20 protein-coding genes and 1 pseudogene are annotated in these 22,733 nt (G+C 55.8%); 11 read left to right on the top strand and 10 right to left on the bottom strand.

Going from position 1 to position 22,733, the window contains the following annotated elements; all coding sequences use genetic code 11:
* The 10 genes from M5B96_RS24840 to M5B96_RS24795 all read left to right on the top strand — a co-directional run bounded on the left by M5B96_RS24840 (position 1) and on the right by M5B96_RS24795 (position 10,972).
* Positions 1-1,023, top strand: coding sequence for a glycosyltransferase family 2 protein (locus tag M5B96_RS24840; protein WP_248799627.1), 1,023 nt, complete (start codon positions 1-3; stop codon positions 1,021-1,023).
* Positions 1,020-1,811, top strand: coding sequence for a class I SAM-dependent methyltransferase (locus M5B96_RS24835; protein ID WP_248799626.1), 792 nt, complete (start codon positions 1,020-1,022; stop codon positions 1,809-1,811). Before M5B96_RS24840 ends, M5B96_RS24835 begins: the two co-directional genes overlap by 4 nt.
* Entirely contained in the window at positions 1,808-2,215 is a 408-nt protein-coding gene (locus M5B96_RS24830) for a GtrA family protein (RefSeq protein WP_248799625.1), read from the top strand. Before M5B96_RS24835 ends, M5B96_RS24830 begins: the two co-directional genes overlap by 4 nt.
* Complete coding sequence (locus M5B96_RS24825) at positions 2,212-3,501, top strand: NAD-dependent epimerase/dehydratase family protein (protein WP_248799624.1); 1,290 nt, start codon at positions 2,212-2,214, stop codon at positions 3,499-3,501. The genes M5B96_RS24830 and M5B96_RS24825 overlap by 4 nt, the downstream gene beginning before the upstream one ends.
* Positions 3,491-5,065 (top strand): FAD-dependent oxidoreductase, encoded by a 1,575-nt coding sequence (locus M5B96_RS24820; RefSeq protein WP_248799623.1) that lies wholly within the window; start codon positions 3,491-3,493, stop codon positions 5,063-5,065. The genes M5B96_RS24825 and M5B96_RS24820 overlap by 11 nt, the downstream gene beginning before the upstream one ends.
* A 161-nt stretch (positions 5,066-5,226) precedes the next feature.
* Positions 5,227-6,828 carry a class I SAM-dependent methyltransferase gene (locus M5B96_RS24815; protein ID WP_248799622.1) on the top strand — a complete coding sequence of 534 codons (1,602 nt, stop codon included), beginning with the start codon at positions 5,227-5,229 and terminating at the stop codon, positions 6,826-6,828.
* A 2-nt stretch (positions 6,829-6,830) separates the two neighbouring features.
* Positions 6,831-7,940 (top strand): non-hydrolyzing UDP-N-acetylglucosamine 2-epimerase, encoded by a 1,110-nt coding sequence (wecB, locus tag M5B96_RS24810; RefSeq protein WP_248799621.1) that lies wholly within the window; start codon positions 6,831-6,833, stop codon positions 7,938-7,940.
* Positions 7,931-9,070 (top strand): glycosyl transferase, encoded by a 1,140-nt coding sequence (locus tag M5B96_RS24805; protein WP_248799620.1) that lies wholly within the window; start codon positions 7,931-7,933, stop codon positions 9,068-9,070. The genes wecB and M5B96_RS24805 overlap by 10 nt, the downstream gene beginning before the upstream one ends.
* Positions 9,071-9,160: 90 nt before the next feature.
* Complete coding sequence (cysC, locus tag M5B96_RS24800) at positions 9,161-9,733, top strand: adenylyl-sulfate kinase (RefSeq protein ID WP_412548648.1); 573 nt, start codon at positions 9,161-9,163, stop codon at positions 9,731-9,733.
* Between the two features lie 123 nt (positions 9,734-9,856).
* Positions 9,857-10,972: a DUF4915 domain-containing protein gene (locus tag M5B96_RS24795; protein WP_248799618.1), complete on the top strand. Its 1,116-nt coding sequence runs from the start codon at positions 9,857-9,859 to the stop codon at positions 10,970-10,972.
* 24 nt (positions 10,973-10,996) lie between these two features.
* On the opposite strand, the gene M5B96_RS24790 is transcribed toward M5B96_RS24795, so the two are convergent.
* Both M5B96_RS24790 and M5B96_RS24785 read right to left on the bottom strand, forming a co-directional pair.
* Positions 10,997-12,088 carry a hypothetical protein gene (locus tag M5B96_RS24790; protein ID WP_248799617.1) on the bottom strand — a complete coding sequence of 364 codons (1,092 nt, stop codon included), beginning with the start codon at positions 12,086-12,088 and terminating at the stop codon, positions 10,997-10,999.
* The gene (locus tag M5B96_RS24785) at positions 12,054-13,640 is read right to left on the bottom strand and encodes an MBOAT family O-acyltransferase (RefSeq protein ID WP_248799616.1); all 1,587 of its coding nucleotides are present in this window, start codon (positions 13,638-13,640) and stop codon (positions 12,054-12,056) included. Before M5B96_RS24785 ends, M5B96_RS24790 begins: the two co-directional genes overlap by 35 nt.
* A 220-nt stretch (positions 13,641-13,860) precedes the next feature.
* On the opposite strand from M5B96_RS24785, the gene M5B96_RS24780 reads away from it, so the two are divergent.
* Positions 13,861-15,006 (top strand): hypothetical protein, encoded by a 1,146-nt coding sequence (locus tag M5B96_RS24780; protein WP_248799615.1) that lies wholly within the window; start codon positions 13,861-13,863, stop codon positions 15,004-15,006.
* A 50-nt stretch (positions 15,007-15,056) separates the two neighbouring features.
* On the opposite strand, the gene ihfB is transcribed toward M5B96_RS24780, so the two are convergent.
* From ihfB to serC, 8 genes and pseudogenes are all read right to left on the bottom strand, one after another.
* Complete coding sequence (ihfB, locus tag M5B96_RS24775) at positions 15,057-15,350, bottom strand: integration host factor subunit beta (protein ID WP_248799614.1); 294 nt, start codon at positions 15,348-15,350, stop codon at positions 15,057-15,059.
* 122 nt (positions 15,351-15,472) lie between these two features.
* Complete coding sequence (locus M5B96_RS24770) at positions 15,473-15,754, bottom strand: hypothetical protein (RefSeq protein ID WP_248799613.1); 282 nt, start codon at positions 15,752-15,754, stop codon at positions 15,473-15,475.
* Positions 15,755-15,938: 184 nt separating this feature from the next.
* The gene (gene rpsA, locus M5B96_RS24765) at positions 15,939-17,630 is read right to left on the bottom strand and encodes a 30S ribosomal protein S1 (protein ID WP_248799612.1); all 1,692 of its coding nucleotides are present in this window, start codon (positions 17,628-17,630) and stop codon (positions 15,939-15,941) included.
* A gap of 120 nt (positions 17,631-17,750) precedes the next feature.
* On the bottom strand, positions 17,751-18,440 hold the full coding sequence (cmk, locus tag M5B96_RS24760) for a (d)CMP kinase (RefSeq protein ID WP_248799611.1): 690 nt from the start codon (positions 18,438-18,440) through the stop codon (positions 17,751-17,753).
* A 20-nt stretch (positions 18,441-18,460) separates the two neighbouring features.
* Positions 18,461-19,396 (bottom strand): annotated as a pseudogene (locus M5B96_RS24755) (prephenate dehydrogenase/arogenate dehydrogenase family protein); the annotation flags it as partial.
* Positions 19,389-20,501 (bottom strand): histidinol-phosphate transaminase, encoded by a 1,113-nt coding sequence (gene hisC, locus M5B96_RS24750; protein ID WP_248799610.1) that lies wholly within the window; start codon positions 20,499-20,501, stop codon positions 19,389-19,391. The gene hisC and the pseudogene M5B96_RS24755, both read right to left, overlap by 8 nt.
* Positions 20,502-20,512: 11 nt before the next feature.
* Positions 20,513-21,607, bottom strand: a complete 1,095-nt coding sequence (gene pheA, locus M5B96_RS24745) for a prephenate dehydratase (RefSeq protein ID WP_017129662.1) — start codon at positions 21,605-21,607, stop codon at positions 20,513-20,515.
* Positions 21,607-22,692, bottom strand: a complete 1,086-nt coding sequence (serC, locus tag M5B96_RS24740) for a 3-phosphoserine/phosphohydroxythreonine transaminase (RefSeq protein WP_248799609.1) — start codon at positions 22,690-22,692, stop codon at positions 21,607-21,609. Before serC ends, pheA begins: the two co-directional genes overlap by 1 nt.
* Positions 22,693-22,733: the final 41 nt, after the last annotated feature.

The following is a 22,733-nucleotide window of genomic DNA, read 5'->3' as shown; positions in this document are numbered from 1 at the left end:
ATGACCCCGACGAACCCAAAAATAGATTTTTTCAGTGACGAAGAACGTGTGGCGGTCGTTATTCCTTGCTTCAAGGTGGTCGCTCATATACTGGAGGTCATTCAGGGCATAGGCCCCGATATATGGCGTATCTATGTCGTGGATGATGCCTGTCCGGAGGGGTCCGGCGCCCATGTGAAAATGCACGCCTGCGATCCCCGTGTCCACGTCTTGACTCATGACGCCAACAAAGGTGTTGGCGGCGCGGTAATGACCGGCTATGCAGCGGCCATTAGCGATGGCGCAAGTATCATTGTAAAGGTCGACGGCGACGGCCAGATGGACCCATGTTTGATCCCACTATTCATTGACCCGATCCTGGCGGGAGAGGCCGACTATACAAAAGGCAATCGGTTCTTCGATCTGGAACAAGTACAATCCATGCCCAAGATGCGCCTCTTTGGTAATGCGGTACTTTCCTTGATAGCCAAACTGTCCACCGGCTATTGGGACCTGTTCGACCCCACCAACGGCTACACCGCCATTCATCGTGACGTGGCCAAGCTATTACCCCTCGACAGAATCAGCCAGCGTTATTTTTTTGAAACAGACATTCTTTTCCGTTTGAACACGTTGCGCGCCGTGGCGATTGATATACCCATGGAAGCAAAGTATGGGGCTGAGGTCAGCAATCTTAAAATATCCGAGATCATCGGAGAATTCCTGTTCAAACATGCGCGAAATTTCGCAAAGCGAATTTTTTATAACTATTACCTGCGAAATATGTCGTTGGCATCAATAGAACTTCCGGTGGGTATCCTCTTGCTATCGTTTGGTATCCTGTTCGGCGGAAATCACTGGCTACAATCGCTGTCCAATGGCCTTCCGACATCGGCGGGCACGGTCATGCTGAGCGCCCTTCCGGTACTCACCGGTATACAATTGATCATGGCGTTCCTCGGTTACGATATTGCGGCGGTGCCGAGCCGACCGAGGCACCTCAAGCGGCGTAGAGCACAATCGACGGACGGCCAGAACAAGTGAGCATTATCAGAAATTTTCTGACCGATCCCACCTTGAAAAAGCTGGATGTCGATGCTGCTGAGCGCCTGGATCTGCATCAAAAAGTGTTGCAGCAGAAACCCATGCTGCGAGAAGTATTTAGCGACTTCCATCACAGCTGCAAACGGCTGGCAGAACGCTACCTTTACCCTGAGGGACTGGAAATCGAAATCGGTGCGGGGATTGCCCCCATGCGAGAGTCCTACCCGGGGGTTCTGGCAACAGATATCGTTTTTTCGCCCTATTTGGATAGAGTGCTAAATGCAGAAGCGATGGACATCGAAGACCACTGCATCCGGGTCTTTTATGGACAAAATTGCTTTCATCACTTCCCCCATCCCGATCTTTTCTTCGCCGAACTCAATCGTACGCTCAAGCCGGGTGGCGGCGCCATTTTGATCGAGCCATTCTACGGCCCATGTTCCAGATTTCTTTATAAAAGGCTTTTCAAATCTGAAGGCTTCGATCCGCATTATAACTCTTGGGAAACGCCAGCCAGCGGTCCCATGAACGGTGCGAATCAGGCACTTAGCTATATTGTTTTCGTACGAGACAGGGAAGAGTTCGAGCGCAAGAATCCTGGACTTGAGATTGCGCACATGGAGGTATGTAATAACTATATTCGCTACCTGACATCCGGCGGCCTGAACTTCAGGCAATTACTCCCCGATGCGCTGACGCCTGCACTTAAACTCATTGAAAAGCTACTTTACCCAGCACGCCATCTTTTCGCGCTACACCACATCATCGTCATCAGGAAAAAACCTTGACCTTTCTCCGCTATATCATCATCCAGGTTTTTGCCTACGCGCTGGACATGGGGGCCTTTATTTTTCTGGCCTTTATATTCAAGGATAAACTGGTACTCATGAATATCGCTGGAAAGGTGATTGCCGGCATTTTTGCTTTTTTTCTACACCGCCACTTCACCTTCGAATCGACACAAGGTAGTAAAAAAACTCAAGCGCTGCGCTACTTCTCCCTACTGGCCATCAATATCCCATTCTCATCAGCTATATTTACAATTGGCTTGCATTTCCTCAATCATCCAACGCTGGTCAAATTCATCTCGGACATCCTTTGCGTGATGTTGACCTACTGGATAAGCAAGCTATTTGTCTTTCACCTTGGAGCGGCTGATCGCTCCAGCCCCAACAGGACTGGAGAGTCATGAGCGTGAAGCTTCTGATTACCGGGGCAACAGGCTATATCGGCCGGGAACTGGTGGCCCAGGCAAGGCGTGAGGGAAGCCAGATCATCTGCGCTACACGAGCACCATGCCCACCCGAATACACGTGGTTTGCATATGACCTGCACCGCCCTGCACCCGATGTCCCAGCCGATGTCGGCGCAGTCATCCACCTGGCGGCGGACACCTCGAAGAGTACCGATTCGTCCCTTGAGTACGAAATAGAAGCGGCCAGAAGTCTGCTCGAAAAGACGCTCAAGGCAAATGCGAAATTTATCTTCATCTCAAGCCAGACGGCAAGTCCGACAGCCCCCAGCGCCTATGGCCAGATAAAATGGCATATCGAACAAGAAGTATTGAAGTGCGCGGGGATCGTCATCAGGCCGGGGCAGGTTTATGGCGGCCCCGAACGAGGATTATTCGGTATGTTGGTGACCGTGGTCAGACGCGTACCGGTCATCCCGGTGTTCTTGCCAACGGCCTGGGTACAACCGATTCACATCGAAGACTTGACCAGCGCCATACTGAATATTGTCAACCGAGATGATATCCAGGGAGAAATCATCAGCCTGGGAGCAATACAGCCGATACCGTTTACGCGTTTTCTCAAGTCGATTGCCGCTGACAGACTCAACAGGTTTCGCCTGCCCCTACCCCTGCCGAGCGGCCCCATCAAGCTACTGGGATGGTTACTCGGCCGCTCCCTGAGCGAGAGATTCGGGCTTGTACGAGTACTCTCGCTGATCAAGCTCCCCCCTCTGCAGTGTGAAGAGTCATTGCGACGAATCCATCTTGTGCTCCGTCCCTTGGCACAAGGCATGTATCGTGGGGGTCAGAATAAACGCAGGCATCTACTTCGAGAGGGGGCGACTCTCTTGAACTACCTGCTCAAGACGGCCCCGAAGCCCAGCCTGGTGCGACGTTATGTCTATGCATTAGAACGCGCAGGCAAGCGTGAAAGCCTGTTTTGTTCAAGCTTGATAGCACGTTGGCCGATACTGCTGGGCCTGCTGGACAACCCTGCCAGCCTTCGACACCCACAAAACCAGGAACTTGCGCTGCGCCTGCAATTTGCAATCCAGATTGCCGAGGCCAGCCCACAAGGCGCGCGAGTGTTTTTAGATCCCCAGCAACAGGGTGGCGCCCTGAGGGCACTGTCCGCACTGGCAATAACGGCTTTCAAGGAGCTCGTCTGGCGCTTGTTCGCGATACTCTGTAAACCCTTTGCCCGTCAACTATTTATGGGAAGCGAGAGCAGGCGTGAAACATAAATTCGACGTCATTATCGTAGGCAGCGGCCCAGCGGGAACCTCGGCCGCCTACCCACTCGTCCAATCCGGGTTGAGAGTGCTCATGGTGGACGCCCAGTGTGCAGCTGACTCACCCGCGGCCCCGGATAGCCCATATATTCTCAATAGAGAAAGCAATGAGCAGCAGTGGAAATGGATGATTGGCGAACGTTTTCATGCGCTTGAAAAACTGGAGGCTGTTTCACCCAAGCTGAGAACACCAACCCACGCCTATGTATTCGAAAACTACGACACGGCCAACCTTATCCGCTCAGAGGATTTCATCGTAGTCGGTTCACTGGCCACCGGCGGCCTGAGCAACGCGTGGGGATGCGGAGTTGCACGTCTTTCTGCCAGCGAGTTCTCCGGTCTGCCCATTCCATACGAAGAAATGGAAAAATCCTATGAAACGGTCTCTCGGCGGATGGGCATCAGTGGTAATGCCGACGATGATCTTTCTGATTACTTTGGCCTTGACGAGTGGTCACAGCCAGCCCTGCCCTTGGACAAACTCCATCAACGGCTCTATCAGAACTACAGCAAGCTCCAGGCACGCCTGCCAAAGTCAGGCTTTCGTCTTGGCCGCTCAAGGGTGGCCGTTTTAAGCAAGGACCTGGATGGGCGAAAAGCCTGCGACTCACTGGGCAACTGTCTGTGGGGCTGTCACAACCAATCCCTCTACAGCGCCTCCCAGGAACTTGCAAAGCTCAAGCAATACCCTGGTTTTCAACACATACAGGGAATGCTTGTGCATGATTTCTTCAAAAGTGACGATTTATGGACAGTCACGGATAAACACACCACCCAAGAATTTTCGGGGCGACGCTTGCTACTGGCGGCAGGCACACTGGCGTCTACGCGGTTAACGCTCAAGCGGCTTGGACACACATCACCTCTACCGCTGCTCTCCTCCCCCACTGCAGCCTTTCTCCTTTGGCTGCCCAAAATGCTCGGAACGCCCAGAGTCTCGACATTTGGCCTGGGTCAACTATCGTTCGCGCTCGATCTTGTACCCGGTGTCACTGCTTTTGGCTCGACATTCAGCACGACAGGCCTTCCCGTCTCCGAGTTTGCCAGCCGACTGCCCATGAGCAAACGCTACAGCATTGAACTGTTGAAAAATCTGCTCAGCTCTTGCCTCGTAGGCAACCTGTTCTTGCCCGGCCAGCTATCTGAAAATACGGTAGCGCTGGGGGACAATGGTGCCTTATTGGTCAAGGGAAAAGAGCGAGAAGAGACCGCTACAATCATGAAAATAGCCCAGAAAAAGCTACGCAAATATTATTTTAAAATGGGCGCCCTGTTGATGCCAATGAGTTTCAGCATTGGAAAACCCGGAGCCGATATCCACTATGCAGGAACATTCCCGATGCACTCCACACCTCAAGTGGGGCAAACAGATATATTAGGGGAAGTGGCCGGCCTTCCCGGAGTGCACTTGATAGATGGTTCTTGCCTACCCAAAATCACAGAAAAATCACACACACTGACCATTATGGCTAACGCCGATCGAATTGGGCGAAAGCTGGCTTTAGAACAGTACTAAATTGATGTAAAGCTCTATTAGAGCTTTAGCGCAGAAACGCTGGACAAATCACACCAGCATGACGAAAGCAGCGAAGATGCCGTCAACATAAAGGACGACGAATGCTAAACAGGATAATACGCGTTATTCACCGCGGGCTAAGAAGACAATCGTCACTCCCTATGGTTCGTCAAAAAACCGAAGCGCTTTCAACGCCTGATTTTTTCCTGCTTGATGAACAGAGCCGGTTCGCTGCTTATTCAATCGGCAACAAAATCAATCCTCCGCGGTGGAGGTACCCGAGCCACCTGAGAGAAGCCAGGTATTCAGTGGTCCTGACAGCTGGGGAACGCCTTGAAACCGAGCAGATTTGCCTCTTCCCGGATTCCAGAATTTACATCCGCCTTGCCCCCGCGCTCCCTGAAATCAGTACGGACGGACTGACCTGCACGATTAGTTTCCTGGATGGTCAAAATAACGTCAAATTCACCGTCGGCATGTTTGAACTATTGCCCGGCAATACGCCAGCGACCTGGCGTGTCATGGAGTTGGACATCGCCTGGTTAGCCGATAAAGCGGGTAAATTCATTATTGAGTGCGGCCCCGGCTCGGCGGGCGATCCGACAGCCGATTGGCTGGCAGTAGCCGATCTTTGTATCGCCAGAGCAACAGACTTGAAGGTACTGCTGGCAAGGACGCACCAGGCGATACGTATAAAGAACGAAATCGCCCATTTCAGTGCAGCCTATCGCAACGATTTTTATGCAAAAGTTCAAGACCAGCAAAGCCTGGCTGCACAAGGCATTAAACGAAGTGTTCGTCATCTGCGGCCGACCGCCATTCAGCAAAACTACACAGCTGAAATCAACATTCCAGACTTGGAGCCCAACGCCGGCGAAGACACATATCGTTATGCCATGAGGCTCTTGGGCAGTGCTATCAAAGATACCCCGCCCGATTATAAGAAGCGGCTTCAACAAATGGTCAACACTCGGGGAAAAGTAAAAGTTCTTTCTATTTGCAGCGGAGCGGCACGCATCGAAGCAGGCTTCGCCGCCGCTGTCCCTAGCGGGGTCGAGTGGTCACTACTGGACATCAACGAAGACTTGTTACACATGGCCAGCAAACAGTTCCCGGCGCAGACGTCCCTGGACCTGATAGTCGCCGACGCCAACAATCTTGGTATCACTGGTGAGAAATGGGACGTCATCATCTGTGTCTCCGCCCTGCATCACCTGGTAGAACTGGAAAAGGTCATGCACTTCATTTCCGGCAGCCTGGATACTGATGGCGAATTCTGGAGCATTGGCGAAGCTGTCGGGCGCAACGGGAATCGCCTGTGGCCGGACGCCGCCATCGCGGCTAACGCCATGTTTTCCTCTCTTCCCCCGCGTTACCGGCTGAACTCCGGTAGCCAGCTGACCGACGACGCCATCCCGGACAATGACCACTCAGTCGGCTGCTTCGAGGGTATACGGAGTGAAGAAATCCTCTCTCTGCTCGATTGCTGGCTTATGCCAATACAGGTCTATCGTCGAAACTGCTTCCTCTGGCGAATGATTGATCTGGCCTACAGCAACAACTTCAACATCGACGCTCCCGCGGATCGGCAACTCATCGCGGAGATGGTCAGGGCCGAGGTCCAACACTATCGGCAGGGCGGGCGCGGCGCAGAGCTTTTTGGTATTTATGGATGTCGCCATGACAGAGGCCCCGGCCCAATACCTCGGAGCGTACCGAACGCGCACCAGCCACTCGCCACGCAGATAACAGGATCGATATAGGAATGACCCAGAAGGTGCTCTGCATTATCGGTACACGTCCTGAGGCCATTAAAATGGCTCCAGTCATCAAAGCATTGCAAGCGGAAGCCAGCATCAACTGCCGAATCCTCGCCACCGCCCAGCATCGCCACCTGCTGGACCAGGTCCTCGACTTTTTTGAGATTACCCCGGATCTGGATCTGGACATCATGTGTCCCAACCAGTCCTTGGCGACATTGACCGCACGCCTGCTGGAAGGGCTCGATGAGGTACTGCTTGCCGAAAAGCCAGATGTCGTACTGGTCCAAGGCGATACCACGACGGTCATGGGCGCCGCGCTGGCCTGCTTCTACCAACGCATTCCATTTGGACATATTGAGGCCGGATTGCGCACCGCCGACATGTACAACCCGTTCCCCGAGGAAGCGAACCGGGTCATAGTCGGCAAACTGGCAAGCTGGCATTTTGCTCCTACTCCAGGCGCCATGGATAACCTGTCAAACGAAGGCGTTGCCACGACAGCGATCACCATGACTGGAAATACCGTCATCGACGCCCTATTGATGGCAGCAGCCAAGCCGCTTGCCCTTGATATGGACCTGGATGAGAGCAGGCGCCTGGTACTGGTGACCTGCCACCGTCGCGAAAACTTCGGCAAGCCCTTCCGCTCGATATGCCAGGCACTCAAGACGATCGCTGAAAGAAACGCCGATGTTCAAATACTCTACCCTGTGCACCCCAACCCCAACGTCAAGGATGTCGCTCACGAAATACTGGGCCGGACGCCCAACATTATTCTTTGCGAGCCCCTGGACTATGCACAGTTCGTCGCGGCGATGAAACGCGCCTATTTGATCATCAGTGACTCCGGTGGAGTCCAGGAGGAAGCTCCGGCCCTCGGCAAACCGGTACTGGTACTACGGGAGGAAACCGAGCGCCCCGAAGCCGTCGAGCTCGGGGTGGTAAAACTGGTCGGTGCCGATCAGGACAACATCATCGTTCAGGCTCAGCTATTGCTTGACGATCCCGCGGCCTATAAAGCCATGGCGCGGGGCGTTTCTCCTTATGGGGATGGCTTGGCCGCCGGGCGCATCGTCGAGGTTTTGGTACGGCATTTTCAAACATGCGCATGATCTATCTTTCCCCTGTCCCCTGGGCCAGTTTCAGCCAGCGCTCGCATCATTTCGTAGCGTGGTATCACGAGCAAACACAGGCGCAAGTGCTGTGGATCGACCCCTATCCGACGAGACTGCCAAGACATTCCGACTTCAGGCGCAGCCCCACTGTTCCAAACCAAAAAGAGGCGGTGTCACCCCATTGGCTAAAGGTCGTCAAGCCCAAGGTCTTGCCCATCGAGCCTATTCCGGGTTCCGGACTGCTTCAAACGCTGCTCTGGCGTAAGGTCATCAAGAAAGCCATGACCTTCGCCGCGGAAGACTCCTGCATGATTTGCGTCGGAAAACCTTCGGCACTAGCGCTGCAACTACTTGAGTGCTTGCCCGAAAGCTATGCGGTTTACGATGCCATGGATGATTTCCCGGCCTTTTATCAAGGACTGTCTCGGCGCTCAATGGCCGCTCGCGAGCGATTGCTTGTTGAACGGGTATCGAAAATCCTGGTTTCCTCCACCGCCATCGGTAAAACACTGGGCGCCTTGGCCGACAAGGTGGAATTGGCACTGAATGCGTGTGACATACAGGGTCTGGCCCCCATCGAATCGCTGGTGCTAGATAGCAAACAACAATTACTGGGTTATGTGGGAACGATTGGCAGCTGGTTCGACTGGGACTTGACCATCGCACTGGCACACGCCAACCCTGAAAACCGGATTCAACTGATTGGCCCCATATTTACCCCCCCTCCTGGTCCACTACCAGGAAATATCGAATTATTACCTGAATGCCCCCATGCCGAGGCCATTGCCGCCATGGCGACGTTCTCGGTTGGCCTGATCCCATTCAAGATCAGTCGTCTGACAGACTCCGTCGATCCGATCAAATACTACGAGTACCGCTCGCTTGGCCTACCGGTGATCTCCACCCATTTCGGTGAAATGGCATTGCGCAATAAAGAGACGGCCGTATGGTTGATCGATGAAAATAGCGACTTGCGCCAGACGAGCCTGCTGGCCCTGGACTATCGCTGCGACGTTTCAAGAATCCAGGCGTTTCGCCAGGAAAATCTGTGGGCCACGCGTTTTTCATCAACCCGCCTGCTCGCCGATGCCCGTGCGGGAAGCCGCCTGTCTCAGGTGGCTGACTGATTGCAGTATCTTGCTACCTGGCCGATATAAAACCTCATAACGTATTCAACGGACCGCCCCTTTATGACCGAAGCCCAATCCCCACTTGTGATGTGGCACGCCAGTCAGGTGACAGCGGAAGACCGTCAGCAGTTGCTGGGGCAGAAGCCGATCACCCTCTGGCTGACCGGCTTGAGCGCCTCCGGGAAATCGACCCTGGCCTTTGCGTTGGAACGGCGTCTACTGGACAGGGGGCAACTGTCTTTCGTACTGGATGGCGATAATGTTCGCCATGGGCTGAATAGCAATTTAGGTTTCAGTGCCGAGGACCGCGCGGAAAATATCCGCCGCGTAGCAGAAGTGGCAAAATTGATGAATGATGCGGGACTGATTGTCATCGCAGCCTTTATTTCCCCTTTCACCCAGGATCGTGCACTGGCGCGGACGATCATCGGAGCCGAGCACTTCCGCGAAGTCCACGTCAGTACCTCATTGGGGGTCTGCGAATCCCGCGACCCGAAAGGTATGTACAACAAGGCCAGATCGGGCAGCCTGCTGAATTTCACTGGAGTTTCGTCACCTTATGAAGCCCCCGAGCAACCTCACCTGAGCATCGACACCCAAAACATGGCCCTGGAGGTCGGCGTGGATCAACTGCTTGCGTTGATCGACAGCTCGTATTAATCAGCTCTACCGTTATCTGAACAAGGACGTGCATGTAAACAGCGTTGTTCGCGATCACTTTAGAAATCCAGAAGTGCTCGATGACTGCATTTTCGTCACTTTTGCTTGCAGGTACCGAAACGCATGCCCTATTTATTTGATAATCTCCTGGTTTCCTCGCCCAACGGAGGTGGGCTTTTATTTATTCATCGGGACCAGGCATTCCATCTGGACATGATCAACACCACGGGTATCAGCCTGAACGGCAGTACTCTATTAAGAGGCTTACAGCCCCAGGGGCTGGTGTTGTATAAAGACCAGCGCGTTGAACAATACGATGTCCCTCACATTCATGATATTCATGACGTACTGCTCGCAGAACCCTATCTGTATACCGTCGGCACGACCGGCAATGAAATTTTGCAACTGGATGAACATGCAGAAGAGGTTCGTCGTTGGACGTTCGCCGGGGGGCAGGATGCGAAACACCTCAACTGCCTGACCCTGTGGAATCAACGTCTGGTCTTTAGTGCCTTTGGTGATTTCACAGGGCCCCGTCAATACAAGGACAATACCGACCAAGCAGGTTTTGTTCAGGACCTGCACAGCGGCGAACGCCTTATCAACGGTCTCTCACAACCGCATAGCCTGTGCGCCGTAGGCGAGCACTTGTTACTGGCCAACTCCGAAAATAAAGAGTTACATGAGTATGACAGCAGCGGCTTACTCTTGCGAAGTAAGCTCCTGCAGGGTTATACCCGGGGCATTTGCGTGCAAAATGGCAAGATTTATATCGGACTGAGCCGCTCACGCAACATTGACGGTAATGCTTTGTCAAGTGCTCGCCTGGTTGTACTGGACAGTCAATCCTGGCAAGAGCTGGGCTGTATTGACTTACCCGTGCCGGAAGTTTATTCGATTCTAGGAATCGAAGACCCCGATATCATCCCTGGCTTGTTGGCAAGTATCAGCCAACATGCATCGTCCCGGTACCAACACTCGATCAACGAGCGCGACATTAAACTTCAGGCGCTCGCAGAATATAGCGCACAACAGAAACAACTCATTGCCTCGCTTGAGCAACAACTTCGCGAACAATTGGCGAGCCCCCTGGGGCTGTTGGCAGAACGGGATGCGGCGCTGACGGCAGTGAACCAGCGGTATGATGAAGTCCGCCATCAATACGGACAACTTCTAAGCAGCAACTCCTGGCTTCTGACACAGCCGTTCAGAAATATCCGGCGCTGGTTGAGGTTGTAGAAAAACCTCTTCAAGGCCCCTGAGTCAAGGGCAGCCCTTTTCTGACGAAGTGCTCGTCGTACAAAACAGCTGCTCGAACAAGAGTTTGCTCAAGCGAGCATTACCCTTGATCCCGACATGGTCGTGGTCGGCGATTTCATCATCCGCAAAGCCGAGCTCATTCATATACAAGGTTCGAGCCCCCGTCTCACGCTCGATAATGCCATGCGGGATTCGCAGGTGCTCCAGGGGGGCCGCCTCAACAACGAAAATCGGTGTCTTGTTTTCCGCCCTGACCCTATCGGCCAAACCATTCAAAAAGCGCAGCACCGTGGGTTGCAAATCCGCTTCTTGCTGATCACGCCAAGTGACTTGCGCTTGTCTCGGCGGATAGTTATCAGGAATGATCAATCCATCACCATTGCGGAAGACCGCGACCCAACGCCGACTGTAGCGCAACAGCATAAGTCCCCGCGCATCCTCACAAAGCCCCAGGCCTCGGGCAGCCTGAAGTTCGCTTAGCGGTGAACGCCTGTTATTTTCATTGCAGGGGTCATAATGTACATCGGGAAACGTCTCGCTGAAAAACGCATTGATCGGTAACGGCTCAAGCCACTCAATAAGGGATAATCCCCGCAAACAGGTCGGTGCTTGTTTTGCATAGAATGCCATGTCGGTCAAGGTCCATCGCAACGGACAACCCACCGCGCCGAGTAGAATCTCGGCAGGAATACTGATCACCACGGTTTTTTCAGCGGCTTTGGCTGCCTGTCCCACCATAAACGGAAAGTCCCAGGGCAGAATACCTGGCGCCCCCAGGTTAAATACGCGATGCCCGTTTTGCCTGAAGTACTCGGTATTGAAGTGATTCTGTACCCTGGAGGAGCCTACCAACACCACTTCTGGCGTCGACTCCTGAGTATCCAGCAATAACCCCTTCCAGACCTTACTCTCCTGCCAAAAACCCCGCTGAATAAGCAGTTTGGCAAATTCCACACTGAACAGATTAGCCAAAATCGCCAAAAGAGCCGCTATCGCAATGAGCCATAGAACCGAACGTCGAAAGCGGATGTAAAGAGGTGTCGCCAAAGGAGTAATCACTTCAGTAATGATAATAGTTGAATGGGCTTGGCGCATTGGACAGTACGCGCAACAACGTCAATGCCAACAAACAGGAGAGTATGAGCAGCCAGCCAATGCCCGGTGTGACCAAGGGTAAACCCGCTATCCGCACGCCCGATAGCTTGGGGATCGTGCCTTGGCGAAGCAAATTTGTCGAATCGAGCATGGGCCGATAACGCCCCAATAGCTGCATGGAGTTGGGCGCAAACAAGCAGATCGCCCAGGCCAGGCAGATCAGGCCCAACGCCTCAATGGTTCCCGGCAGCGCCGATAGGCTGTCGGGCAGACTCATCCCGAGAAGGACCGCGCCGCCATTCAACCAGGTGGGGTGAAAGCTTGAGGGCAGGACAATTTCCTGGGCACTACCGCCAAAACCGAACAGGGCGACCAGTACCTGCCATGCCCCCTCGAGTGTCCGCGTCTGAAAAATACAGCCCAGGCAGATCAACAACAGTTGGGTCTGCCCCCAACTCAATAACCGCCGCCCTGCCGGCAGGTTGCGCGGCGGTGGGGTACGGAATATCAGGCGACGGGCATGCTGGTAAGTCACGATGGCACCGTGCAATGCCCCCCAGAGCAGGTAGTTGAATGTAGCACCGTGCCAGAAACCAGCAACGATCATCGTCAGCGGCAAGGCTGCCAGATGCCGCCAGATCACCAGTCGCTTTCCCGCCAAAGGCCGAAATACATGCTCGCGGATGAACTGCGTCACCGTGATATTCCAGCGATTCCAGAATTCATCCATGCTCACCGCCTTCAGCGGCGAATAGAAATTCAAAGGAAGGCGAATGCCGACGATCAACGCCAATCCACACGCCATATCGGAATAACCGGAAAAGTCGAAATAGAAATTCAGGAAACCCGCCAGTGCAGCGATCCATGCGTTGAGCATATCCAATGCCTGCCCGCTGTCTGCAAGGCCAAAAAGACGGTGCGAATAGGCTCCCAAAGGATCGGCCAACAAAACTTTTTTGCTTAAACCAATAATAAACAGACTACTTCCCGCAAACACATTGGCTGAACGCAACGCAAAGGTACGAGGCCAATTGAGCTGTTTAATCATGTCCCGGTGACGAACCAGAGGGCCAGCGACAAGGTGCGGGAAGAAACAAATGACAAAGGTGTAATCCACCGCCTTGGCCTTGCTCCCCGTGCGATACAGCGACACCAGGTAGGCTATTTGCTGAAAGGTAAAAAAAGAAATCCCCAGTGGCAGTGGGCGCTCGGCAGGAACCGGCAGACTCTGCCATTCAAGGCTCAGCAAGCTCATCGCGTTCGAACCGATCTTGAACCAGATCAGCCACAGCAGATTCGCACAGATACCAATGCCCAGCAGCACGGCTCGCTGGCGACCTTGCAGCTTTGACAGGCCTTCCCCTATCACCCAGTTCGCACAAAGGGAAATTAGCAGCACAGGTATATCGGCCGGGTTCCACAATGCATAAAATCCCAAGGACGCAAAAATCAGGAAATACTTGGGAGGCTGAGTGCCAAATCGGTGAAGCACGAGGGTGATGACAAGTACAACAGAGGCAAGCAGCATAAACGGCAGGCTGTTAAACAACATATACAGTCTCTAAAATCGGGGGGTTGACGCCAATAAACCGAGCACCGGCCACTGTTACTTCGTCGATCTTTTCCAGAATAAAAGCAGGATGCCACTATCGCCTATTTGCCATATCGAATCCATGGAATAGACTGCTTCACATTGTCTGATACGTAAATTTCTTGCATGGAAGCGAAGCATAGGCCTTATTTATAAAAATACGCCGCCCGGGGATTTTTAGATGGTTGGTACCGAGAATGTCGTTCGTGAAGGCGCGAGCCCTCACGATTTTTTCAGTTATTTACGCAAGCACGTGCTACCCATCCGCCCCTCCCAGTACGACCTGTCCAATACCTGCAACCTGGTGTGCGAGGGCTGCCTGTTCTTCGCCGGCTCCGACCACGAAGGCCATGTTCCGGTCACCGACCTTGAGCAAATCGATCGTTTTTTTGCAAAGGAGGCGGCGCGGGGCATCAACTATGCGGAGGTGGCCGGCGCTGAGCCTTCGTTGGTGGAAAGCAAGCTGGTGGTAATGGCTCGCCACATCCCACGCGGGGTCATTTACACCAATGGCACCAAAAAGCTGACGCAGGAACTGAATTACCGGTTGCAGATCTCGTTGTGGGGGCTTCCCGAGGAAAGTGCCAAGCTGCGCGGCGCAGATATTTTTGCCAAACAGGTGCGTAATTACGGCAACGATCCCAGGGCTATTTTCGTCTTTACCATCACCCGGCAAAACCTGAGCAATATTCCGGAAATAGCCAGGCTCTGTGCCGACAAAGGCTTACGCCTGAGCTTCAATCATTACAGCCCGACAACCGACTACCTGAACCGTCTGCACGAGGCTCAACCAGACCGCACAGACTATTTTCGCTTCAGCCAGGGCGACGACAACCTGCTACTCGGCCCCGATGAGCTGGCGCGCTCACAGGCATTGATTTCAGAGGCAATGGAGAATTACCCCCATGCCATCCTCTACAACCATGACTTCAACCAATGGGTGCATAACCCGGACGGGTTGTACGATATCGATCCGGGCACAGGTAACGCCACCAACTGCGCGGCCCGTGTCACGCCCCACTATCGGCACTTTCATGTGGACCTGCAGGACGCCGGAGAGGTCAAATGCTGCACGCCCAACATCGATTGCCGCGCTTGCCGGCTCTATGCACAGTCCCTGGGAAGCGCGTTGCAAAGACAGACCGGACGAGCACGCAAAGGTGCCGACTTCGAGGCTTGGATGCAGCTATGGCGGCTCTGGCATCTGCTGTTCTGGGGAGAACTGCCGGCCGAATTTGCTCAGGATGATAGGACGAAGAGTCGTTTTTTGTCCGTGCGGACGCTGGACAGCACTTTTGAGCAACAACAAAAATCGATAATCGGCTGACAGCAAACAGCCAGTTGATCGGATCGCGGTAGGACTGGTCCCCTTGTGACTCAGCCCTCATCCTCATCCTCATTCACCCGATCCCTCAGTTCCTTCCCCGGCTTGAAATGCGGTACGAACTTCCCGTCGAGACTCACCGACTGCCCGGTCTTGGGGTTTCGCCCAACTCGCGGAGCGCGATAATGCAGCGAAAAACTGCCAAACCCGCGGATCTCGATGCGGTCGCCGGTCGCCAGGCACTGGGACATTTGCTCAAGCATGGTCTTGATGGCCAGCTCCACATCCTTGGATGAAAGCAGCCCCTGATGGGTGACAATTCGTTCGATCAGCTCCGACTTCGTCATATTTTTCCCTTCTTTTTCAAGCAGCTAGGAAAGCACTTCGAAGGTTTTAGCATGAGCGGAGGGTTTTGAACAGCCCATCTATTGACTTATCTGCACGTAGAAGAAACGAGGAACAGGATTGCCTAATTACAAATCACCAGCATGGTGCGAGTGACAGCGCCGGCCGGATTCCAGCCGAAAAGATATCCACCCTCCTCGTCCTTGGCATCACTGGACCTGGTGACGACCTTATAGCCCTGAGCCTTGCACTCGCGGGCCGCCCGCTTGTAGCACTTGTCCCAATCCGACCCAAGCCCCGAGCAGTCGATCTCGATACCACTCACACCATGTCGGGCATGAGTCCTGGACTGCGTGACACACCCCGCAAGCAGCAGCAACGCGAGGACAACCGTTAACTTGCTCATTCCCTTCCTTACTGAAGCGCCCCCTGAACCACCCATGGAGCACAAACCAAGCGTTCCTGACGACAATCGTTTTATACCGATAGATGAGACTGTTGCACCTCGAATTCGTTTCAGATTTTGAACAGCAAATCGCAGGCACAAAAAAGGGCGACCGAAGTCACCCTTTTTCATGGTCTTACAGAACTTAGTTCTGTTTTTCCATCTGTGCACGCAGCAGAGCACCGAGAGTGGTGTCGACTGGAGCATCCGAAGCAGCTGGCTTGTCGCGCAGGCTCTGGATGGCTTCTTTTTCGTCTTCAACGTCTTTCGACTTGATCGACAGCTGGATCACGCGGCTCTTGCGGTCAACGCTGATGATCTTGGCTTCGACTTCTTCGCCTTCTTTCAGAACGTTACGTGCGTCTTCAACGCGGTCACGGCTGATTTCGGAGGCTTTCAGAGTCGCTTCGATATCGGTACCCAGAACGATGATGGCGCCTTTGGCGTCAACTTCTTTCACGATACCTTTAACGATAGCGCCTTTGTCGTTCTCTTGAACGTACTCGGAGAACGGATCGCTTTCCAGTTGCTTGATACCCAGGGAGATGCGCTCGCGCTCTGGGTCAACCGACAGGATAACGGTGTCCAGCTCGTCGCCCTTCTTGAAACGACGTACGGCTTCTTCGCCCACTTCGTTCCAGGAGATGTCGGACAGGTGAACCAGACCGTCGATGCCGCCGTCCAGACCAATGAAGATACCGAAATCGGTGATCGACTTGATGGTGCCGGAGATCTTGTCGCCCTTGTTGAACTGGCCAGAGAAGTCTTCCCATGGGTTCGACTTGCACTGCTTGATGCCCAGGGAGATACGACGACGCTCTTCGTCGATGTCCAGAACCATGACTTCCACTTCGTCGCCGACTTGTACGACTTTCGAAGGGTGGATGTTCTTGTTGGTCCAGTCCATTTCGGAAACGTGTACCAGGCCTTCAACGCCTTCTTCCAGCTCAGCGAAGCAGCCGTAGTCGGTCAGGTTGGTAACACGAGCGGTGACGCGAGTGCTTTCTGGGTAACGGGCTTTGATAGCAACCCATGGATCTTCGCCCAGTTGCTTGAGGCCCAGGGAAACACGATTGCGCTCGCGATCGTACTTCAGAACCTTGACATCGATCTCGTCGCCAACGTTGACGATTTCCGATGGGTGCTTGATACGCTTCCAAGCCATGTCGGTGATGTGCAGCAGGCCATCGACGCCACCCAGATCGACGAATGCGCCGTAATCGGTGAGGTTCTTGACGATACCTTTGACTTGCTGACCTTCCTGCAGGGATTCCAGCAGAGCTTCACGCTCGGCGGAGTTCTCGGCTTCCAGGACGCTGCGACGGGAAACGACAACGTTGTTGCGCTTCTGGTCGAGCTTGATGACCTTGAACTCGAGCTCTTTGCCTTCCAGGTGCGTGGTGTCGCGCACTGGACGGACGTCAACCAGGGAACCTGGCAGGAACGCACGGATGCCGTTAACGTCGACAGTGAAGCCGCCTTTAACCTTACCGTTGATAACGCCCTTGACCACTTCCTCGGCTGCGAAGGCTGCTTCCAGAACGATCCAGCATTCAGCGCGCTTGGCTTTTTCACGGGACAGCTTGGTTTCACCAAAGCCGTCTTCAACCGAATCCAGCGCCACGTGAACTTCGTCACCGACGTTGATGTTCAGCTCGCCAGCATCGTTGTAGAACTGTTCCAGCGGGATCAGGGCTTCAGACTTCAGACCGGCGTGGACAGTGACCCAACGAGCTTGGTAATCGATATCAACGATAACACCGGTGATGATCGAACCAGCCTGAAGATTAAGGGTCTTCAAGCTCTCTTCAAAGAGTTCCGCAAAGCTTTCGCTCATTTTAATTCCTGTTGATAAGGGCGAAGAATACGCCCATCTGCCACACCCCAGACGATGTGGGTTACGTTCATATGAAAGAGGCCATGCAGGACTATGACTGGTCCCCCGCACACCTCTTGGTCACCCGGCGATATCGCGAATGGCGATCTCGCTCATGATGCGTTCCAGCACCTGCTCGATGGACAATTCCGTGGAATCCAGCTGTATGGCGTCAGCCGCCGGCTTGAGCGGGGCTACCGCTCGCTGGGTGTCACGCTCATCACGTGCACGTATCTCATCTAGCAGACTCGACAGACTAACATCATCGCCCTTGGCCTTCAACTGCAAGTACCGACGACGCGCTCGCTCCTCGGGGCTTGCGGTCAGGAAAATCTTCAGTGGCGCATCGGGAAACACCACCGTGCCCATGTCCCGGCCATCGGCCACCAGCCCCGGAGGCTCCTGGAATGCCCGCTGGCGCTGCAACAAAGCCTCGCGCACCGCCGGCAACGCCGCCACCTGGGAAGCCCAGGCACCGACCTGCTCATTGCGGATATCCTCGGTCACGTCATCGCCTTCGAGAATGATCCGCGCCGCGCGATCGCTGGTTGCACCGAGGAACTGCACGTCCAGGTGGGCGGCCAGGGCCTTGAGCAGTTCCTCGTTGGTCAGGTCGACCCCATGGTTGCGCGCGGCGAACGCCAGCAACCGATACAGGGCGCCGGAATCCAGCAGGCACCAGTTCAGGCGCTTGGCCAGGATTCCGGCGACCGTGCCCTTGCCCGAACCGCTCGGCCCGTCAATGGTGATAACTGGAGCTTGAATATTCACGACCGTGCCTCTTTGTGATCATCATTGGCGTTCAGGGTGCCCTTGCGGGCCCGGCGGGCCAGGATTCTGCCGAAATGCTCGCGCGCCGCTTGCGCACGCTGGAATACTTCCAGCAACTGAGGTCCATCCCCGGCATCGACGGCATCGCGCAGGACATCCAGGTCACCGCGAAAGCTGTCCAGCGCACGCAGCACGGCATCCCGATTGGCCAGGAAGATATCGTGCCACATCACCGGATCACTGCCAGCGATCCGTGTGAAATCGCGGAATCCGCCCGCCGCGTAGCGGAAAATCTCCAGGTTCTCGTTGCGCTTGGCCAACGAGTCCACCAGGCCGAAGGCCAGCAGGTGCGGCAAATGACTGGTCGCCGCCAGCACTTCGTCGTGGCGTTCGACCTGCATGTGCTCGACATCCGCGCCCAAGGCCCGCCAAAGCGCGTCAACCGTCGCCAGCGCCGAGGGATCGGTCTCGGCCAAGGGCGTCAGGATCACCTTGTGTCGCCGGAACAGACTGCTATTGGAGGCCTGAACGCCGCTCTGCTCGGACCCGGCGATCGGGTGCCCCGGGACAAAACGCGGCGGCATGCCACCAAAGGCCCGAACGGCGGCACGCACGACATTGCCCTTGGCGCTGCCGACATCCGTGAGGATCGCCTGGCCCAGGTCCATGCCAGCCAGCAAGCCGAGCATTTTTTCCATGGCCAGGATCGGCACCGCCAGTTGAATCACATCGGCGCCCTGGCAAGCCGTCGCCAGGTCGGCCTCACAGCGATCGACCACGCCCAGCTCGACCGCGAGCTCACGCGATTGCGGATCGAGATCGACACCCACCACTTCCCGGCACAGGCCGCTTTCCCGCAGCCCCTTGGCAAAGGACCCGCCGATCAACCCCAGGCCGACCACCACAAGGCGGCCGATCATAGGCCTCACAGATTGCATCGACATGACATCAACCACGGGCCAGGACCTTGGCCAGCGCCTCCAGCAAACGACTGTTCTCACTGGCCAGGCCAATGCTGACCCGCAAGTGCTTCGGCAGGCCGTAGCCGGCCACCGGACGCACGATCACCCCTTCACGCAACAGCCCCTGATACACCGGCCCCGCCTCACGACCGACATCGACCGCGATGAAGTTGGCCTTCGAGGGGATCCAGTCCAGCCCCAACTGGCGAAAACCTTCTTCCAGTTGCTGCATGCCAGCTTCGTTCAAGCGCCGGCTGCGGGCGACATACTCGACATCGTCGAGGGCCGCACGGGCCGCGACCAGTGCCAGGCTGTTGACATTGAACGGCTGGCGAACGCGATTGAGGATATCCGCCACGGCCGGCGACGACAGCGCATAACCGACGCGCAAGGCCGCCAGGCCGTAAGCCTTGGAGAAGGTCCGCGAAACCAGCAGGTTCGGGTAGCTCGCCAGGTAGTCCAGTCCATCCGGCAGATCGGCGCCTTCGGCGTACTCGATATAGGCCTCGTCCAGCACCACCAGGACATCCTGCGGCACCGCGGCGAGGAACGCTTCCAGCGCCCGCGGGCCGAACCAGGTGCCGGTCGGGTTGTTCGGGTTGGCGATAAACACCACCCGGGTGTTTGCGTCGATGGCCGCGAGCATCGCCGTCAGGTCATGCCCCCAGTCCTTGGCCGGGGCCACACGGGCCTCGGCGTTCACCGCCTGGGTCACAATGGGGTAGATCGCGAAGGCGTGCGCGCTGAACACCGCGTTCAGCCCCGGCGCCAGGTAGGCACGGGCGACCAGTTCGAGAATATCGTTGGAGCCGTTGCCCAGGGTCACCTGGCTGGCCTGCACCCGGCACAGCTCGGACAGACGCTGCTTGAGCTCGAAACCATTGCCATCCGGATAGCGGGTCAGATCCGCCAGCGCCTCGTGAATCGCCGCCAGGGCCTTGGGACTGGCCCCCAGGGGATTCTCGTTGCTCGCCAGCTTGATGATCCGTGCCGGATCGATATCCAGCTCACGGGCCAGTTCGTCCACGGGCTTGCCCGGAACGTAAGGCGACAGTTGTTGCACGCCCGGCTGCGCCAGGGCGAGGAAGTTACCGCTCATGATCAACGCCCTTACAGAACCGCTTTCGGGTAGGAGCCCAGCACCTTGAGGGCCACCGCTTCCTGACTGATTTTCTCCAGCACACCCTTGACCAGCGGATCACGGTGATGGCCGACGAAGTCGATAAAGAACACGTACGTCCATTTACCACTGCGCGAAGGTCGGGTTTCGATACGCGTCAGGTCAATCCCGTTGTCGTGGAACGGCACCAGCAGCTCGTGGAGCGCGCCCGGCTTGTTGCTCATGGAAACAATGATCGAGGTCTTGTCGTCGCCGGTGGGCGGCACTTCCTGGCTGCCAATCATCAGGAACCGCGTGGAGTTGTCCGGACGGTCCTCGATTTTCTCCGCCAGGCGGGTCAAGCCATACAGGCCGGCGGCCATATCGCCGGCAATCGCCGCCGAGTTCCACTCGCCCTTGACCCGCTTAGCCGCTTCGGCGTTGCTGGAGACCGCCACGCGCTCGACGTTCGGGTAGTGGGCGTCCAGCCACTTGCGGCACTGGGCCAGGGACTGGGCGTGGGAATAGATACGGCTGATACTGTCGGTCTTGGTGTTTTCACCCACCAGCAGGTGGTGGTGAATCCGCAGTTCGACCTCACCGCAAATCACCATGTCGTGCTCGAGGAAACTGTCGAGCGTGTGGTTGACCGCACCCTCGGTGGAGTTTTCCACCGGTACCACGCCGAAATTCACCGCGCCCGCCGCCACTTCACGGAAGACCTCGTCGATCGCCGCCATCGGCTTGCTGATCACCGCGTGACCGAAATGCTTCATCGCCGCGGCTTGGGTAAAGGTGCCTTCAGGGCCGAGGTAAGCCACTTTCAGCGGCTGCTCGAGGGCCAGGCAGGAAGACATGATCTCACGGAACAGCCGTGCCATCTCTTCATTGCCCAGCGGCCCCTGGTTACGCTCCATGACCCGCTTGAGCACCTGAGCTTCACGCTCGGGACGATAGAACACCGGCACTTCGCCTTCGGCCAGCGAGGCCATTTTTACCCGCGCGACTTCCTGGGCGCAGCGAGCACGCTCACTGATCAGCTCGAGGACTTTTTCATCGAGGCTATCGATACGCAGGCGCAGTGCCTTGAGTTCTTGCTCGGACATTAGCCGTGTTCCTTCTCGAACGCCGCCATGTATGCCACCAGCGCATTCACCGCGTGGATGTCGACAGCGTTGTAAATGGAGGCGCGCATGCCACCCACCGAACGGTGGCCCTTGAGGTTCAACAGACCGCGCTCTTCGGCGCCGACCAGGAATGGCTTGTCCAGGCGGTCGTCGGCCAGGCGGAACGGCACGTTCATCCAGGAGCGGTTGCTCTTGTTGATCGGGTTGCTGTACAGGCCGCTGGCGTCGATGAAATCATACAACGTGCGCTGCTTGATTTCGTTGAGCTTGCCGATGGCTTCGACGCCACCCTGCTCCTTGAGCCACTCGAAGACCAGGCCCGAGAGGTACCAGGCCAGGGTCGGCGGAGTGTTGTACATGGAGCCGTTGTCGGCCGCGACCTTGTAGTCGAGCATGGTCGGGCAGATCGAACGCGCGCGCCCCAGCAGGTCTTCGCGAACAATGTTGACGACGATGCCGCTCGGACCGATGTTCTTCTGCGCACCGGCGTAGATCATGCCATAGCGGGAAATGTCCACAGGACGCGAGAGGATGTCCGAGGACATGTCCGTTACCAGCGGCACGTCGCCGGTTTCCGGAATCCAGTCGAATTCCAGGCCGCCGATGGTTTCGTTGGACACATAGTGAACATAGGCCGCGTCTTTCGACAGCTTCCATTCGTTCTGGCCGGGAATGGCGAAATAGTCGTAAGGCTTGGCGCTGGCGGCGACATTGACGTTGCCGAAACGCGAGGCTTCCTCGATGGCTTTCTTCGACCAGATACCGGTCTCGATGTAGTCGGCCTTGCCGCTTTCGGGCAGCAGGTTCAACGCGACCTGGGCAAATTGCTGGCTGGCGCCGCCCTGCAGGAACAGCACCTTGTAGTTCGAGGGAATATCCAGCAGGTCACGCAGGTCCTGCTCGGCCTTGGTGGCGATGGACACGAACTCATCGCTGCGGTGGCTCATTTCCATGACCGACAGGCCCTTGCCGTGCCAGTCGAGCAGCTCGGACTGGGCACGCAACAGGACAGCTTCAGGCAGCGCAGCAGGACCCGCGCAGAAGTTATAGGCTCGTTTGCTCACATCCACTCTCGCTATGCTTTTGAATACACACCGGCCTGCGC

Origin of the sequence: Pseudomonas sp. MWU13-2105, assembly GCF_023242315.1 — a bacterium.
Classification (GTDB): domain Bacteria; phylum Pseudomonadota; class Gammaproteobacteria; order Pseudomonadales; family Pseudomonadaceae; genus Aquipseudomonas.
The sequence above is the reverse complement of the archived record's forward strand: the minus strand, read 5'-3'. Positions and strand labels throughout refer to the sequence as shown.